Source organism: Palleronia marisminoris, assembly GCF_900172315.1.
Lineage (GTDB): Bacteria > Pseudomonadota > Alphaproteobacteria > Rhodobacterales > Rhodobacteraceae > Palleronia > Palleronia marisminoris.
Map to the genome: position 1 here is coordinate 1 of NZ_FWFV01000019.1, position 16,043 is coordinate 16,043.

Consider the following 16,043-nt stretch of genomic DNA (forward strand, 5'->3'; position numbering starts at 1 on the left):
GAAGGGCGCGAACCAGTTGCCTCTCGTCGTCGAAGGCGTCAAATTCAACGACGGTGTCGCCGAACAGGATGGCACCGAAAGCCGCGCCGCTTGATCAGCCCGCGTCACCCAAAATCGGCCTTAGCTCCGGGCCTGCCGGCACGCTGTCGAGCTGGCGGCGCAGGTCCCACATGACGCGGCCCGTGTAGCCTTCAACGTCCGCAGCGCCTTGCGCATCCGCTTGAACTGGCGGGCGTGGGCATAGCGTCCGACCTTGATCGCCAGCCTCGGCGCCAGGCGCGCGTAGTTCTGGCGCAGCCCGAGCCCGGCTTCAGCGGCAAGCGCCACCAGCTTCTGCCGCGCCGTCTCGTAGAGGCGCGCATCGGTGGGATGGGCGATGTTCTTCTCCATGACCGTCGTGTCGACACCCGTTCCAGACTTTTCTCCTTGACTGTTCCCGAGGCGCGCCCAGCTTCGATGGTCTTGGTCAGCAGCTATTCCACGCCCTCTTCACTGATACGCTTGCGCCAGCGGGTGAGCGAGGACGGATCGATCGGCGGGCGGTGCTGAAAGAAAGCCTCGCCACAAAAATGCTGGTAATACGGGTTCTCGACCCAGCGTGCGACCACGGCCTCGTTCGACAGGTCGAAGGTGTGCTGGAGGTAGAGAAGCCCCGCGATCAGCCGCGGCGGCGTTGCTGGCCGTCCAACGGAGGATGGGAAGAACCCGGCCCACTCCCGCTCGAAGAACTCCCAGTCGATCATCTCCGCCAGTTTCGCCAGCGCGCTACGCCCGCACCCCGGGTCAGAAGCTGCGCCGGTTCAAAACCTTCTCCTACGCGGCCCGGTCGCGGTCGCCCCGCCGCGTCATCGCCCGCGTAGAAGTTGGTCCCTCGGGCCGGGACACCCGCTACATCGTCACCAATCTCGAGGGCGGCCGCGGCAAGCATCTTTATGAGAAGATCTACTCTGCCCGGGGCCAAGCCGAGACGCGGCGCCACGGTGAGCGCTTCGGGCAAGCCGCACGGAGCTTCCACCAAATCCAGTAGGCGCAGCCGTGCAGCATCAGGCGCATCCGATTGGCGTTGGCTTTCGAGCACGACGTCCGGTCTGCGGCGAGGTGAGCCTTCCACGCCTTGATGTGGTCTCAGCTTCGCCCGGAGACCCGGTAATGTGGGTCTTCTCAAACCTCGTCGTACAAATTACCGCCGCCCGCACAAGGCGCTTGGCGGCCGACCGCCTGCGGTGGTCTGCTCATTGCAAATCGAAGTCACGCAACCCGATCAGCCTGAGCCGATCAGAGCATGGAGCACGACAAATCTTGTTCAAATGATCGGGATTAGCTCAGTTGCCAATATTGCGCTCCCTACCGGGCTCTTCATCCGATCCCTGTTTCCATGGCCTCAAGCCGCCGCGCACTTCACCGAGAATGCGAATCCAGCTCCGTGTGCCTCGGTGGAAACGCTCGACGTCGTAATGCTCGTCAGGCGCATGGATCGCATCGCTTTCAAGGATGAAGCCCAGCACCACGCAATCCAGCCCAAGCCCGTCATTGAGCGCGCCGACCACGGGGATGGACCCGCCCGTGCCCTTCAGCACCGCAGGCTGGCCCCACTCCGCCTCAAGCCCCCGCGCGGCGGCGATAAGGAACGGGTTCGTCTCGGACAGATGAACGGCCGCATTGCCCTCCGGCCCGTCGAATTCGACACTGCACCCTTCGGGAACACGGTCGGACACGAATTTGCGGAATCGGTTCCTGATCGTTTCGGGGGTCTGCCCGGCCACCAACCGGAAGGTCAGGCGCACCGTCGCCGAGCCGGGAAGCACCGAACGGCCGCCCGGCCCCTGATTTCCACCCGTAATACCGTTGAAATCTGCGGCGGGCCGTCCCCACATCGCCTCTATAGCGGTATAGCCGTCTTCTATGACACCCCCGGCGAGGTTGACCTCTCCCGAACCGTCAAGCTCGTCTGACAATTCACGCCAGCGTTTGCGCTGGCTTTCCGTCATTTCGACGACACCATCGTAGAATCCGTCGATTGCCACCCGACCCTTTTCGTCGTGAAGCGAGGACAGGATCGTGCTGAGTATGCGAATTGGATTGGCGGCGACCGCGCCGTAGTGACCGGAGTGCAGGTCGGCGTTCGGTGCATTGATGGTCACCGTCTCGTGCACCAGCCCCTTGAGCTGAGTGGTAATCGAGGGCCGGGTTGGTGACCACATGTCGCTGTCGCAGATGAACGCAACGTCGCAATCCAGCTCCTCGCGGTGCTGTTCGAGGAAGTCGCCAAGGCTGGGCGATCCCATCTCCTCTTCCCCTTCCAGCATGATCACGATCTCCGCCGGAAAGGCGCCGTTAGCAGCTTTCCACGCCCGCAGCGCCTCTATGAAAGACCAAAGCTGGCTCTTGCTGTCAGATGCGCCGCGCCCGTAAAATCGGCGCACGCCATCGTCTTCGACAATCTCGGGCGCGAACGGCTCATGGGTCCACGCCTCACGCGGAGCGACGGGCTGCACATCAAAATGACCGTAGAATAGCAACCGTTTGCCACTCTCCGCCGGCCCGTCGGACCGCGCAAGGACAACGGGATTGCAGGCCGTCTCCACTACGCGTGACGAAAAGCCGACATCCGCCAGCGCGTCGTCGAGCCAGGCGGCCGCACGGGCGATGCCCGGCCTGCCCTCTTCTTCGCCGGAAACGGACGGGATAGAGATCAATTCCAGCAACTCCGCGACCGAGCTTTCGAGATTGGCGTCAACCTCCTTCAGCGCGCGTTCGGTATCCGACACTTCATATGTCCTTCCGGAGTATCATTGGGTTGACGGGCGCCGCGCCGTGCCGCGTCGCTGCACCGCCCGCCCCGATTTGTTGGCGAGCCAGACGATCACTCTGCCGCATCTCCGGCAGCACTGAGCCGCGCCAGCGCAGTCAGCATCTGCTGAAGATCCTCCCAAAGCTCGCCTTCATCTTCCAACCCGATTGAGAGCCGCAGGATCACGTCGGGCTCCCGCCAGCAGGCTGCACTCCGGCTGGCTCCGATCGACATCGGCGCGGCAAGGCTGCGCGTGCCGCCCCATGAGGCACCGATTCCGAACAGGCTCAAGTGATCGAGCGCGCGCCAGACATGCGGCGCGACACTTTCAGGAAACGTCAGAGAAAAGACACCGCTGCTGCCTGCGAAATCCCGCTTGAAGATCTCATGCCCCGCCATCGTCGGAAGACCTGGAAAAAGCACCCTGCCGATCACGGGGTTACCGGAAAGCCGCTCGGCAAACCGCTGTGCCACGGCACCGCAGTGCCGCAGGCGCATCCCCAGCGTCTCGAGCCCTCTCAGAACAAGAGAGGCATCATCCGGAGAGGCACCTATACCCATACGGCCGATCATGTCCTTCACCGATTTCGCCAGATCGGGGTCGCGAACGGATATCGACCCCATCAGCACATCCGAATGGCCGGACACATACTTCGTGAGCGCCTCGGTGACGATATCCGCCCCGAGCGCCAGCGGTTTCAGGTTCAGCGGCGTGGCCCATGTATTGTCCACCGCCAGCAGGGTCCCGGCCTCGTGCGCCAGCGCCGCCGCCGCGGGAATATCCATTATCTCCATCGTCGTAGAGCCGGGGCTTTCACACCAGATGAGCCGGGTTTCGCTTCGGATTCGCTCCTTCAGACCGCCAAGATCCGTCGGGTCGAAAAACTCCGGGGTTATACCCATTCTCACCAGGTCCGATAGCGCGAAATCCCGCATTGGCGGATAAACCGTATCGACCAGCAGAAGGTGGTCCCCCTTGTTCAGGAACGCCATCGCTGCCAGCGCATTGGCCGCCTGCCCGGAAGGCGCCAGAAATGTTCGCGTGGCCTGCTCGAGCTGGGTCAGTTTCTCCTCCAGCGTCCGCGTCGTTGGCGTGCCATAAAGACCGTAGGAATACCCCTTCTCGCCACGCTCGCCCCTTTCGGCATAGGCCGCCGCATCCTCGAAAAGGATCGTCGATGCGCGATGAACACCAATGCCGACCGGCTCAAAACCCTCCGTCGCCACACGTGGGGTCAGAACACATCGTGTCAGATCGCTGGTTGCCACTGATTGCTGCCCTTCTCCAACGCGCGCTGTATGCGTTGACGTTATTGCCGTTGTCCGTATCATTCCGTTTTGCTCTTGGTTGCCCGGAGGCTCTGGACCATGAACCTGCGTCAGATCGAGGTTTTTCGGGCCGTCGTGACAAGCGGCACGACCTCCCGCGCCGCCGAAATGCTGAGGATTTCGCAGCCCTCCGTAAGCAAGACGATTCAGGATCTCGAACGTTCGATCGGTTTCCCCGTCTTTGATCGGATCAAGGGCCGTTTGCGACCGACCGCCGAGGGTCAGCTTTTCTTCCGCGAGGTCGAACACGTCTTCGCCGGTCTCGCACATCTGCGTGGCGCTGCCGCGCGGATCCGGGATTTCGGGTCTGGAGAGTTGCGTGTCGCTTCGCTGTCGGCGCTGTCCACCAATGTCATCCCCCACGCATTGTCCGCGCTGACTTCGAAGAATCCGGGTGTTGCGATCACATTTCAGACACACATGTCCTCCGTGGTCAGAGACCACGTCGCATCCGGACAGTTCGATGTCGGCGTCGTGTCCGACGAGATCGACAAGATCGGCGTCGAAACCCGACCCTTCGCCCGCTTCCGTGCATGGATTGCGGTCCCCGAAGGTCATCCGCTCGAAGCGCGTGCCGTCATTCGGCCGGCTGACCTCGTCAATCAACCATTCATTGCACTCTCGCCCGAGGACACCACGCGTCAGCAGGCTGAAGCGGCCCTTGATGCCGAAGACGTAAAGCTGAGCATCATTCTCGAAACGCCTTACGCCACGACGATCTGCGCGATGGTGGCGGCGGGCCTGGGTGTGGGATTGGTCGATCCCCTTACCGCCGAGCTGTTCAAAGGGCGCGGGCTGGTGCTTCGCCCATTCGAGCCCGAAGTGCACTTCCGGACGCTCCTGATCCTGCCGCCACACCGCCCCGCGTCGCGGATCGTCGAGGACTTTATCGCCGAGTTGTTCCATACCCTGGAAGAGACCGGAAAGTTCGGCGGCGGCTTCTCCTGCTGACACCATCGCTAGAGAACCTTCGACAGGAACGCTTGGGTGCGTGTGCTCTTCGGCGCTTCGAGCATTTGCTTCGGCCGCCCCTCTTCCACGATGGTGCCCTGATCCATGAAGACCAGGTGGTCGCCGACTTCGCGGGCAAAGCCTATTTCGTGCGTGACCAGTATCATCGTCATGCCAGAGGCCGCGAGATCCTTGATCACATCGAGCACCTCCCCCACAAGTTCTGGATCAAGAGCCGACGTCGGTTCGTCGAAGAGCATCACTTCCGGCTCCATCGCCAGCGCCCGCGCAATGGCAACGCGCTGCTGCTGCCCACCCGAAAGCTGGTTCGGATAGCGGTCCGCCAGGTCGGCCAGCCCGACGCGGGCAAGCAGATCCCGCCCGTGGCTCCGCGCCGTGGCTTTCGGAATACGCTTCACCTGCACGGGGCCTTCGATCACGTTGCCAAGCGCGGTCATGTGCGGAAACAGATTGAATCGCTGGAACACCATGCCGGTCAGCCGGCGTTGCCGGTCGATGGCACGCGGTGACAACTCGTGCAGACGGCCGTTCCGCTCATCGTAGCCCTGCAGCGTGCCACAGATCCTGACGCGCCCGGCCGATACTACTTCGATCTGGTTGATACATCGAAGAAGAGTCGACTTGCCCGATCCGGACGGGCCGATTGCAACACAGACTTCTCCCTTGGCGATGGTTAGATCGATACCGCGCAGCGCGTGGAAATTGCCGAAGAACTTGTGGATGCCCTCAAGGGATACAGCGGCCTGGTCAGACATGGCGTGTCCGGACAAAGTCCTGCCCCCTTCCGAAATGACGTTCCAGGTAGAACTGGCCGATCATCATCAGAGATGTAATCGCAAGGTACCAGAATGCCGCGACCATGAGCATCGGAACCGGAAAATAGATTCGGTTCGCGATCGCGCTGGTGGCAAACATCAGGTCCAATGTGAATGGCACGGCGAGGACTAACGCAGTACCTTTCAACATTCCGATCGTCTCGTTCCCCGTCGGAGGGATGATCGTACGCAACGCCTGCGGCAGAAGGATACGCCACAATATGCGTCCTCTCGACATTCCGATGGCTTGTGCGGCTTCGGTCTGCCCGCGGTCGATGGCCCTGAAGCCCGCTCGAAAGATCTCGGCCAGATAAGCGCTTTCACACAGTCCCAGTCCCAGGATTGCGGCCACGCCGGCGGTCACCACCCAATCGGTCGGCACGCCAATGATTTCAGGACCGAACGGAACGGAGACCGACAGGCGCGGAAACAGGACCGCGAACAGGCCCCAGAACAGAAGCTGCGTGTAAAGCGGCGTTCCGCGGAAGAACCAAATCCATAGCCATGAAACCGTCCTGAGTATCGGGTTGTCGCTATCACGCATCAGCACAAGGATGCCTGCACACACGATCGCGACCAGCATTGCAACCACGGTCAGCACCAGCGTCCAGCCCACACCGGCCATGACAGTAGGCGCAAAGAGGTACTGCCAGAATACATTCCAGTGAAAATTCGGATTGACGATAATGCCGTGCGCCACCTGCCCGACGATGACTGCCAACAGGGCGACTGCAACCCAACGCCCCGGATGGCGGCGCGGCACCACTTGGTTCAGCCGAACCCTTCGTCCTTCGTCGCGGGCGGCGTCGTCGTTTCCCGGAACCATAGCTGTCGTATCTGACGGCATATCAGTTCGACACATCCGGGTTGACGACGGATTCATCGACAAGGAAGTGAGCCACGCCCCAGAACTCGTAGATCTCGGGATAAACACCTTCGTCGATCAGGTGGTTCAGCGTGTCCGCGATCAGCTGGGTCAGTTCCATATCGTCCTTGGCCACGGCGATACCGTTCAGGCCGCGCTTTCCCATCGGCTCGACTGGTTCAAGGTTCTCCAGCCTTCGCCCGCTCTGCTTCACGGCATAGGCCGCTGTGCCGCCTCCGGTTGCGGTTGCATCTGCGCCGCCAGCGGCGACCCGGGTGATCGCCTCCGTCTGCACCGAGAACGGCAGCTTCTTGATCGCAGACTTGCCCGCGTCCAGACATGCCTGGTTGTCCAGGTCCAGGTGCTTTTCGTAGTAGGTGCCCGACATTATGGCGACCTTGGCACCGCAATAATCCGCCGGATCGAACCCGGTCGGGTTCCCGGCCCGGATCACCCAAAGGCCCTGAGTGTCCGAGTACGACACGAAGTTCACCACCTTCATGCGCTCGTTAGTGATTGAAAAGGCATTCAGTCCGATATCGTATTTCGACCCGAGGGCAGGCAGAATCGAGGGGAACGCCGCGGTGCGCGATTCATACTCGAGTCCGAGTGTCTTCGCGATCGCCCGGCCGACATCAATGTCGATCCCCTGTGGCGTCTGACCGTCATCGCCTGCCAGAAATTCCCACGGGGCATAGGCATTGTCGGAACCGCCGACAAGAACGCCGCGTTCAGCGACGCTCTCCGGCACACGTTCGGAAAGTTCCGGCACGGCTTCAAGCCTGGACAGGTCGAATACCTGCGCAAGGCCGACCACGGGTGGGAGAACTGCGGCTGCGAAGAGAGCTGCAGTGAGTTTGAGGCGAAGTCTGAAGAAAGATGTCATCTGAATATTCCCTCTTGGACAAATCTGAGGCGCTCTATTCATTCTATCTGTTTCGCTCTGATCGCGCGACAGAATCCACGATATGGCCGCGTCAACTATGCGTCAAATACCAGTTTTTGGGAACGCTATTCACCGAACGTATAGCCCAGCGTCTCGATCAACCGCAGGTTCGGTCGGAACGAAACCAAACGCGGCACAGCCGGAATAGCCATGCCGCTTGATGTCAGGGAAGGTCAGAGCATGCCTGGGGCATGATCTACGATTGGTGCCTCAGTCTCGGCCAGAAAGCCCCCGCCGAAGGGATACCAAACTGCCGATGTACGGACGCGCCAACATCGACCTCCTGAAGGCCCGCCTCTTCGCGACCCTTGATCGAGGAGAGCAGGATGCTGCTTTGGATGTGAGGCAGATCAAAGATTGCGTACCATCTACAGGCCGGGGATCGGAAAGCGCGCAGGGGTGTCGATGCCAACATCGGATGAGCGCGGCGGTCTTGCACCGCACAAGACACTCTTAGGTGCAACTGCAATACGAACCTGCATCACAGGCGCTACGGTAACAGCACAACGCGACCGAAGGGCTTGCCGCGTTCAGCATGGTCGTGTGCTTCAGCTGCTTGTGAAAGAGAAAACTGCCGATCTATTAGGACCTCCAGCTTTCCGGCCGCGATATCAGAAAGCACTGAATCGACCTTAGAAAAAACTACCGGCTTGGCAAACTGCGTTCCCATGAAGACGCCAAGAAGCGACTGGTTCGCCTGCAATGCCGGCCAGAGAGAAACCGTCAAGTCTCCGCCTCCGGCATTGCCTACGAAGATCAGCCGGCCTTCCGGCCCAAGTGCCCTTAGTGAAGTCTCCAAGGTCGAGCCCACGGGATCAACCACAAGATCGACGCCCGCGCCTTTGGTCAGGTCCAGTACGGCTTGGGCGACATCCGTGGTCCGGTGATCGATCACATGATCAGCGCCAAGCGCAGTCAGACGCACTAGACGGGAGGCCTCACTTGCAACAGCGATTACCTTGGCGCCAGCGTGCTTTGCCAGCTGAATCGTGGCCAAACCCACGCCTCCGGTGCCGCCCTGAACCAACACTGTCTCGTCAGACTGCAAATTCCCGCGCGCGAAGAGGCAATGATGTGCCGTACCAAACGAAATAGGAACGGCTGCCGCCACCGTGAAATGGACGCCCTCGGGCAGCAGCCAGGTCTGTACTGCAGGCACGGCGCGCAGTGCCGCATGAGAGCCGTCGGACGAAAAGCACACGACCCGGTCGCCGACCCGTCGCGTGCAAACCTCGGCGCCTACCGAGATGACATTACCCGCAGAGGCATAACCAACCACATGTCCCGGACCCGGCGGGGGCGACATGCGTCGGTTGATTAGATCCCCACCCTCGATTGAGACAGCCTGCATCTCGACAAGCACCTCCCCTGGCCGAACGTTCGGATTAGGAATGTCACGGTAGTCCAGGACGGACGGATCGCCTTGCTGATCATAGACAGCAGCCTTCATGATTTGCCTTCTCTCGTTTACCTGTTGATCTAGAATAATTGTGCCCCAAAGTCGGTTCTCGACCCGTCACCGACGAGGACATCCGCCGGACCAATCTCGTCCAAGAAGATGAAAGGGCCCACCATTTGGCGCTGAGGGCTGGTGAGCGCGCGAAAGACTTCGAAACCGCTATGATCGCGGGCGCGCGGGATGATCAACGTCTCCAGCACTGTATCGCTGATACGGAGCGTAAGTCGGGTTCCAGCTCATGTGAGGCTCCTTAGCGGGATACAGGTCGACGCCGTGGCGCGACGTGGTGACGCACGACGGGCGGGGTCTCGCCCTTGTGCAGCTTGTGCAACGCCGCGTGCAGCGTCATGTCCGCGACGCTGACGCGCTCGTGATGCTCCAGATGCTCGGCCCAGCTCGGCACGTGGAACGTCTCGACCCAGAGCTCTGGCTCTTCCACGCTTTGATGGATGTGCCAGCTCGTCGCGCCGTTACGCAGCCGTTCGTGGGAAACCGGCGTTAGGCGGTCGAGAAAAGCGGGCACGTCGACCGGCCGGACGCGGTAGGTGATCGTGAGCATCGCGCGCTGGTCAACAGCTTCGTCACTGACCGGCGGCGCCTCGGGCCAGAGCGCCGCTGGGTCGTGATCGAGGCCCTCGCCCTGGCCGACCGGCAGGCGCCGCGTGGCCAGCAGCCCGAGCGCCAGCCCACCCGCCGCGAACATGAGCGCAGAGGAGACCGACGTCGCCGCCGCAACTTGGCCCCAAACGACTGATCCTAGTGCCATCGATCCTGAGAAGACCATGAGGAACACCGCCAGCCCCCGCGCGCGCACCCAGTTCGGCAGCGCGGTCTGGGCCGAGACGTTTAGGGACGTCAGCACCGGGATCCAGGACATCCCGCCGAGGAACGCGGCGAGCAACAGTACCGCCGGCCCTTGCGCGACAGCCATCAACAGCAGCGTCGCACCGGTTCCGGCGGTGCCGATCCACACCGTCTGGTCGGGCGAGGCGCCACGCTGCAGCCGCGGCAGCAGCATCGCGCTGGTCACTGCGCCCGCCCCGATCAGTGCCATCAGCGCCCCGTAGAGCGTGGACCCGCCGGCCTCGGCTTCCCGCGCGATAAGTGGCATGAGGGCCCAGTAAGCAGAAGCGAAGAGGAAGAAGGCTGCCGCCCGCACCGCGGTCGCCAGCATTGCCGGATTATGCCGCACGTGGCGCAGGCCTGTCGCCATCTCCGACAGGAGCGAACCGGTCGGAGGGTGCCGCTCCTGCGCTGGCGGGCGCCACAGCACCAGCGCTCCAAGGATTACCAGAAAGCTGAGCGTGTTCATCGCGAAGGGCGCCGCGAGTCCGATGCTCGCAATCAGCGCGCCGGCGATGGCGGGCCCGATGGCGCGCGAGATGTTCACGCCCATGGAGTTTAGCGCGATTGCCGGCTTCAGCTGGTCGCGCGGAACCAGTGCAGGCACGATCGCCTGCCAGGCTGGGGCCATGAAGGCCGCGCCGGTGCCGATGGCCAGGCTGAATGCGATCAGCAGCGTCGGTGTCATCGCCTCGGACCAGACCATCACGGTCAGCAGGCCAACCACCGCCAGCAGAAGAAGGTTTATGCTGATCAGCATCCGCCGCTTGTCAAGCCGATCCGCCAGCGCCCCGGCCAACAGCGCAAAGCAGAAGATCGGCAGGGTGGTCGCGGCCTGCACCAGCGTTACCACCGCGGGACTGGGCGCGAGTGTGGTCATCAGCCAGCCCGCGCCCACCTCGTGCATCCAGGTTCCGATATTGGATACTAGCGTCGCGGTCCAGAGAAGCGCGAAGGCCGGCTGCTTCAGCGGTGTGTACGCGCTCGGGTTGCCGGCAGGAATGCTACCACTGGATGACATCGGCCAGCTCCTCGCGGTGCTTGGTAGCATGGGCCCGGACATAGGGGCAGAGCGGCACGATCCGCTGACCGTTCGCGCGCGCATCGGAGATCAGGCGTTCGGCGAGCGCGCGGGCTACACCCATGCCGCGCATGCTGTCCGGAACAGCGGTGTGATCGGCGATGATCAGCGTCGGGCTGACCTTGGAGACTGTCAGCTCCCCTTCGCCGTCGAAACCCAGCCGCCGGGCGGCATATCTGCCCTTGGTATCGGTATCGGTGTAGAAAATGATCGTGTTGGTCATCCAGGTGTCCTCAGAATGAAAAGCAAGAGCAGCCAAGAACACCCCAGAAGGCGGACTTGTCGCGGACGGGCAACGGGTTCGACCAGGCGATGCCGTGGTCGTGGCCGTGAAGACCGCATCCATTGCTGCAGCCCGCGTGACAGCCGCGCATCCCGACCGCGGCAGGCGCCATCGGCGCTGGGCGTTCGCCGGGGCTGGAAAAGGTCGCGTTGGCCGACCAGTCGGGGCTCACCGGCGGCATCGGCGGGTCAAAATGGGCAAAGTCCCCGTCCGCGAAGACGATCCTGCCGCCCACCATCGTCAGCACTGATCGGATGGAGCGGATCGCGTCGTCCGGCACTGTCATCAGGTCCTGCGAAAGGACAGCGAGATCGGCGTACATCCCGGGCGCAAGCTGGCCCTTCACCTCCTGCTCGCCCGAGAACCAGGCCGATCCGGTCGTCCAGATCGCCAGTGCCTCCTCGCGGGTCAGGAGGTTGTCGTCGCCGTAGAGCGGCAGCCCGCCGACCGTCCGGCCGGTGGTCAGCCAGTACAATGCGACCCAAGGGTCGTAGCTCGCGACGCGGGTGGCGTCGGTGCCGCCGCCGACGGGCAGGCCGGTGCGCAGCATCTCGCGGATCGGCGGCGTCGCACGGGCGGCCTCGGCGCCGAAGCGGTCAACGAAGTACTCGCCTTGGAACGCCATGCGATGCTGGGTCGCGATGCCGCCGCCAAGCGCTCTGATCCGCTCGATGTTGCGGGGGCTGACGGTCTCGGCGTGATCAATGATGAAGCGCGTGCGGAACGGCGTGCTACCGTTCACGCGTTCGAAGACGGTCAGGAAGCGGTCTATTGTCTCGTCGTAGGTGGCATGGATTCGGAACGGCCAGTCGTTGGTTGCCAGTAGTTCCACGATCCGCTCGAGTTCCTCCTCCATGACCGGCGCGGGCGTGGGCCGCGGCTCGAGGAAGTTCTCGAAATCCGCGGCGGACCAAGCAAGGTTTTCGCCCGCCCCGTTCATCCGCAGCCAGCCGTCGCCCGCGCCTGGTTCGGTCATGCCGATCCACCGTTCGTAATCTGACAGCTCCTGTCCCGCAGTCTGTGCAAAAAGGTTGTAAGCGATGCGGATCGTCAGCTGGCCGTCGCGGTGCAGTTTCTGCACCACGTCGTAATCCTCGGGGTAGTTCTGCCCGCCACCGCCCGCGTCGATCACCGAGGTCACGCCGAGCCGGTTCAGCTCGCGCATGAAATGACGGGTCGAGTTGACTTGGTGCTCAAGGGGCAGCTTCGGCCCGCTGGCCAAGGTCGAATAGAGGATCAAAGCCGACGGTCGGGCGATCAGCAAACCGGTGGGTTCGCCGCGCGCGTCCGTCTCGATCTCGCCGCCGGGCGGGTTCGGCGTGTCGCGCGTAATGCCAAGGACGCGCAGGGCGGCCCGGTTCAGCATCGCGCTGGCATAGAGGTGCAGGATGAAGACCGGTGTGTCTGGCGCGGCCGCGTTGATCTCGGCCAGCGTCGGCATCCGTCGTTCGGCAAACTGGAACTCTGACCAGCCGCCGATCACCCGCACCCATTGCGGGCTCGGCGTCTTGGCCGCCTGCAAGCGCAGCATCGCCAGCGCGTCGGAGACGGACGGAACATTCTCCCAGCGGAGCTCCATGTTGTAGCTGAGGCCGCCGCGCACCACATGAGTGTGGCTGTCGTTCAGGCCCGGAATTACCCTCAGGCCGCCGGCGTCAATCAGGCGCGTGCCCGACTCCGCGAGCTGCATGATCTCGTGTTGCGATCCGGTGGCCTCGATGCGGCCGTTCCGGATCGCCATCGCTTCGGCGTCCGGTCTCGCAGTGTCGAGCGTCGTCACGCGGGCATTGGTGATGATCGTGTCAGCCATGCTGTGCTCCTTCATCGGTCTGCATGCTGGACCAGGCGGACGACCCGCCCGCCGCCGGCGCCATGGTGTTCGGGCGCGAGCATTGCCTCCGCGCGCCCCGTACCTCTCGGGGGCGAGGCGGAAAAGGGCGGGCCTGCTTGGGGTTTAGGCCCGCCAAGTGCGCCGGAGGGAGACGGGACCGCTGGCGGGAGGAATACAGCGATCGTCCGGCGAGAGTCGAATGACTACTCCGCGGCGGCGACGCTCGATCCGGCCGGCACTGGATCGAGCCGTGGCCCGCGGGCGGCCCGCTCGGGCGCCTTGTGAACCATGGTGTAGGCGTAATCGACGCCCATGCCGTAGGCGCCGGAATGCTCGCGGACGACGTCCATGACGGCTTCGTACGTGTCCCGGCGCGCCCAGTCGCGCTGCCATTCCAGCAGGACCTGCTGCCAGGTGACGGGCACCACGCCCGCCTGGATCATCCGCTGCATGGAGTAGTCATGCGCCTCCCTCGTCGTCCCGCCGGAGGCGTCGGCGACCATGTAGATCTCGTAGCCACCTTCGCTCATCGCGGAAAAGGCGAAGGAGTTGTTGCAGACCTCGGTCCAGAGCCCGGAAACGATCACCTTCTGTCGTCCGTTCTTTTGGAGCGCATCGCGCACTTTCTGATCGTCCCACGAATTCATCGACGTCCGCTCGAGCAATGGGTGGTCGGGGAAGACGGCCAGCAGTTCCGGGTAGGTGTGGCCCGAGAAGCTCTCAGTTTCGACGGTCGTGATAGTGGTAGGTATGCCGAACACTTTTGCCGCCTTGGCGAGCGCTATGGTGTTGTTCTTCAGTACTTGCCGGTCGATCGACTGCACGCCGAACGCCATCTGAGGCTGGTGGTCGATGAAGATCATCTGGGAGTTTTCGGGTGTCAGAAGCTCAGGCTTGTTCATGTGATTTCTCCTCGGACTTATGCATGTATCCCTCTAATCTCGTCGATTGTGGCAGGGCGTCGTGTTCGCGCAGCTGTCATCCCGGAATGCGCACGATCACCTTGATTTCGAAATCGAAACCGGCGAGCCAATTGACGCCGACCGCCGTCCAGGTCGGATAAGGGGCTTGGGGAAAGATCCCGCTCTTCACCTCCATGATCGCTCCGATCTGGTTTTCGGGGTCGGTGTGGAACGTAGTGACATCGACGATATCGTCGAAACCGGCGCCGGCGGCAGCGAGCACGGCCTCAAGATTGCTGAAGGCAAGCTCGACCTGCTTGCGGAACTCAGGTTCCGGCGAGCCGTCCTCACGGCTGCCGACCTGGCCGGAAACGAACAGGAGTTCGCCCGTGCGAACTGCGGCGGAGTAGCCGTGCTCCTCATAGAGCGCGTGGCGGCTGGCCGGGAAAATGGCATCTCGTTTTGACATGTGTCAGTTCCTTTCTGAGAAGCGGGTGCTTGCTGGTCGGGCGCCGCAGGTGAACCGGAGCGAGGTCTGCGGAACCCGCAACGGGCCGTGATCAAAGCCACGCCCCGCAGCCGCCTCAGCCGGTAACAAACGCCAACAGGTCGGCGTTCAGCACGTCGGCATTCACCGTCAGCATCCCATGCGAGAACTTGGGATAGGTCTTTAGCGTGCCGTTTGGCAGCAGTTCGACCGCCTTCTGGGCCGAGGCGGCTATCGGCACCACCTGGTCGTCCTTGCCGTGCATCACCAGCGTGGGCACGGTGATCGCCTTCAAATCCGCTGTTTGATCGGTTTCCGAGAACGCCTTGATGCCGTCGTAGTGCGCCTTGGCGCTGCCCATCATGCCTTGGCGCCACCAGTTCTGAATCATGCCCGGATGGACCGTGGCCCCGTCGCGGTTGAAGCCGAAGAAGGGACCCGATGGCACATCGAGGAAGAACTGCGCGCGGTTGGTCGCGAGCGCCGTGCGAAAGCCGTCGAAGATCTCCATGGGCGTCCCCTCGGGGTTCTCATCGGTCTTCAGCATCAGGGGCGGGATAGCCGCGACGAGCACCGCCTTGGCCACCCGGCCCGCCGGTTCGCCATGCCGTGCCACGTAGCGTGCGACCTCGCCGCCCCCCGTGGAATGGCCGATATGCACCGCCTTGCGCAGGTCCAGCGCCTCGGCCACGGCAAAGGCGTCGGCTGCGTAATGGTCAATGTCGTGTCCGCTGTCGACTTGTTCCGACCGGCCGTGCCCGCGCCGATCATGAGCTACGACGCGGTAGCCCTTCGACAGAAAGAATAGCATCTGCGCGTCCCAGTCGTCGGAACTAAGCGGCCAGCCATGGTGGAACATGATGGGCTGTGCGTCCTTCGGACCCCAGTCCTTGTAGAAGATCTGCACGTCGTCGCTGGTGGTGACGTAGCCCATGCCATGTCCTCCTTCGGTTGTGTTGAGGTTGTCGGGGCCCGCGGCTGTCGCGAACTCGAGAGGAAAGGTGAGTCCCGCGGCAAGCGCGGAGCCGAGAATCAGCACGTCGCGTCGAACCATCGCCCCTGCATCGGGTTTCGTCAGGTGTCGCCCTTCAGTCATGGTCGCCTCCTCGGATCGGTCATCCCACTTTAGGAAGAAGATATGCATTTCGAAGGCCGACACGCTTGTCGCGAAGGCTCCCGTTTTTAACAGGATGATCCCGAAATTTAGCAAACCCGCTCCCGCTCCCGAGCCATCCGGATCCCGGCCCGGCCCGGAGGTCGACTCGTTTGCATGGGAGGTTGACGTAAGCGGCCCATTGAAGGGCCGGGAAGCGCACCATTTCCTGCGGCACAACACGACATTGGTCGGCCGATGAGCTACGATCAAAAATTGGATCGTCATGAGAGAATTCGCTGCAGATGCCCGAACGCGCGGCGCGGCGCGGGCATCCCCTATAGAT

13 protein-coding genes and 4 pseudogenes are annotated in these 16,043 nt (G+C 62.7%); 2 read left to right on the forward strand and 15 right to left on the reverse strand.

Going from position 1 to position 16,043, the window contains the following annotated elements:
* Positions 1–130: 130 nt before the first annotated feature.
* Positions 131–761, reverse strand: a pseudogene (locus PAM7066_RS17885) (IS5 family transposase); the annotation flags it as partial.
* On the opposite strand from PAM7066_RS17885, the pseudogene PAM7066_RS17890 reads away from it, so the two are divergent.
* Positions 761–967 (forward strand): annotated as a pseudogene (locus PAM7066_RS17890) (transposase); the annotation flags it as partial. The pseudogenes PAM7066_RS17885 and PAM7066_RS17890 sit on opposite strands and share 1 nt — an antisense overlap.
* Before the next feature lie 2 nt (positions 968–969).
* Here the strand turns inward: PAM7066_RS17890 and PAM7066_RS17895 are convergent.
* The 3 genes and pseudogenes from PAM7066_RS17895 to PAM7066_RS17905 form a co-directional block, all read right to left on the reverse strand.
* Positions 970–1,125 (reverse strand): annotated as a pseudogene (locus PAM7066_RS17895) (transposase); the annotation flags it as partial.
* A gap of 197 nt (positions 1,126–1,322) precedes the next feature.
* Positions 1,323–2,768, reverse strand: a complete 1,446-nt coding sequence (locus tag PAM7066_RS17900; protein WP_085855586.1) for a M20/M25/M40 family metallo-hydrolase — start codon at positions 2,766–2,768, stop codon at positions 1,323–1,325.
* 95 nt (positions 2,769–2,863) lie between these two features.
* Entirely contained in the window at positions 2,864–4,060 is a 1,197-nt protein-coding gene (locus PAM7066_RS17905; RefSeq protein ID WP_217640010.1) for a trans-sulfuration enzyme family protein, read from the reverse strand.
* 99 nt (positions 4,061–4,159) lie between these two features.
* Here PAM7066_RS17905 and PAM7066_RS17910 point away from each other — a divergent pair, with 99 nt between their 5' ends.
* On the forward strand, positions 4,160–5,071 hold the full coding sequence (locus PAM7066_RS17910; RefSeq protein ID WP_085855588.1) for a LysR substrate-binding domain-containing protein: 912 nt from the start codon (positions 4,160–4,162) through the stop codon (positions 5,069–5,071).
* 8 nt (positions 5,072–5,079) lie between these two features.
* Here the strand turns inward: PAM7066_RS17910 and PAM7066_RS17915 are convergent, their stop codons facing one another.
* From PAM7066_RS17915 to PAM7066_RS17965, 11 genes and pseudogenes are all read right to left on the reverse strand, one after another.
* Entirely contained in the window at positions 5,080–5,847 is a 768-nt protein-coding gene (locus PAM7066_RS17915; protein ID WP_085855589.1) for an amino acid ABC transporter ATP-binding protein, read from the reverse strand.
* The gene (locus PAM7066_RS17920) at positions 5,840–6,733 is read right to left on the reverse strand and encodes an amino acid ABC transporter permease (RefSeq protein WP_085855605.1); all 894 of its coding nucleotides are present in this window, start codon (positions 6,731–6,733) and stop codon (positions 5,840–5,842) included. The genes PAM7066_RS17915 and PAM7066_RS17920 overlap by 8 nt, the downstream gene beginning before the upstream one ends.
* A gap of 22 nt (positions 6,734–6,755) precedes the next feature.
* On the reverse strand, positions 6,756–7,658 hold the full coding sequence (locus tag PAM7066_RS17925) for a transporter substrate-binding domain-containing protein (protein WP_175484736.1): 903 nt from the start codon (positions 7,656–7,658) through the stop codon (positions 6,756–6,758).
* 550 nt (positions 7,659–8,208) lie between these two features.
* Positions 8,209–9,168 (reverse strand): quinone oxidoreductase family protein, encoded by a 960-nt coding sequence (locus PAM7066_RS17930; protein WP_085855591.1) that lies wholly within the window; start codon positions 9,166–9,168, stop codon positions 8,209–8,211.
* Between the two features lie 62 nt (positions 9,169–9,230).
* A pseudogene (locus PAM7066_RS19450) lies at positions 9,231–9,417 on the reverse strand (pirin family protein); the annotation flags it as partial.
* A 10-nt stretch (positions 9,418–9,427) separates the two neighbouring features.
* A complete protein-coding gene (locus tag PAM7066_RS17940; RefSeq protein WP_085855593.1) occupies positions 9,428–11,041 on the reverse strand; it encodes an MFS transporter in 1,614 nt (537 codons plus the stop codon).
* Positions 11,025–11,324, reverse strand: a complete 300-nt coding sequence (locus PAM7066_RS17945) for a GNAT family N-acetyltransferase (protein WP_085855594.1) — start codon at positions 11,322–11,324, stop codon at positions 11,025–11,027. The genes PAM7066_RS17940 and PAM7066_RS17945 overlap by 17 nt, the downstream gene beginning before the upstream one ends.
* A 10-nt stretch (positions 11,325–11,334) precedes the next feature.
* Positions 11,335–13,194 carry an amidohydrolase gene (locus tag PAM7066_RS17950; protein ID WP_085855595.1) on the reverse strand — a complete coding sequence of 620 codons (1,860 nt, stop codon included), beginning with the start codon at positions 13,192–13,194 and terminating at the stop codon, positions 11,335–11,337.
* A 224-nt stretch (positions 13,195–13,418) separates the two neighbouring features.
* Positions 13,419–14,117, reverse strand: coding sequence for a hydrolase (locus PAM7066_RS17955; protein ID WP_085855596.1), 699 nt, complete (start codon positions 14,115–14,117; stop codon positions 13,419–13,421).
* Positions 14,118–14,193: 76 nt separating this feature from the next.
* Positions 14,194–14,586 (reverse strand): RidA family protein, encoded by a 393-nt coding sequence (locus tag PAM7066_RS17960; RefSeq protein WP_085855597.1) that lies wholly within the window; start codon positions 14,584–14,586, stop codon positions 14,194–14,196.
* A gap of 115 nt (positions 14,587–14,701) precedes the next feature.
* Positions 14,702–15,985, reverse strand: coding sequence for an alpha/beta fold hydrolase (locus tag PAM7066_RS17965; RefSeq protein WP_245749764.1), 1,284 nt, complete (start codon positions 15,983–15,985; stop codon positions 14,702–14,704).
* Positions 15,986–16,043 lie beyond the last annotated feature (58 nt).

Excerpts from the sequence above, each read along its gene's own strand:
- PAM7066_RS17910 (WP_085855588.1), top strand. The coding sequence starts at position 4,160 with ATGAACCTGCGTCAGATCGAGGTTTTTCGGGCCGTCGTGACAAGCGGC.
- PAM7066_RS17915 (WP_085855589.1), bottom strand. The coding sequence starts at position 5,847 with ATGTCTGACCAGGCCGCTGTATCCCTTGAGGGCATCCACAAGTTCTTC.
- PAM7066_RS17920 (WP_085855605.1), bottom strand. The coding sequence starts at position 6,733 with ATGGTTCCGGGAAACGACGACGCCGCCCGCGACGAAGGACGAAGGGTT.
- PAM7066_RS17925 (WP_175484736.1), bottom strand. The coding sequence starts at position 7,658 with ATGACATCTTTCTTCAGACTTCGCCTCAAACTCACTGCAGCTCTCTTC.
- PAM7066_RS17930 (WP_085855591.1), bottom strand. The coding sequence starts at position 9,168 with ATGAAGGCTGCTGTCTATGATCAGCAAGGCGATCCGTCCGTCCTGGAC.
- PAM7066_RS17940 (WP_085855593.1), bottom strand. The coding sequence starts at position 11,041 with ATGTCATCCAGTGGTAGCATTCCTGCCGGCAACCCGAGCGCGTACACA.
- PAM7066_RS17945 (WP_085855594.1), bottom strand. The coding sequence starts at position 11,324 with ATGACCAACACGATCATTTTCTACACCGATACCGATACCAAGGGCAGA.
- PAM7066_RS17950 (WP_085855595.1), bottom strand. The coding sequence starts at position 13,194 with ATGGCTGACACGATCATCACCAATGCCCGCGTGACGACGCTCGACACT.
- PAM7066_RS17955 (WP_085855596.1), bottom strand. The coding sequence starts at position 14,117 with ATGAACAAGCCTGAGCTTCTGACACCCGAAAACTCCCAGATGATCTTC.
- PAM7066_RS17960 (WP_085855597.1), bottom strand. The coding sequence starts at position 14,586 with ATGTCAAAACGAGATGCCATTTTCCCGGCCAGCCGCCACGCGCTCTAT.
- PAM7066_RS17965 (WP_245749764.1), bottom strand. The coding sequence starts at position 15,985 with ATGACGATCCAATTTTTGATCGTAGCTCATCGGCCGACCAATGTCGTG.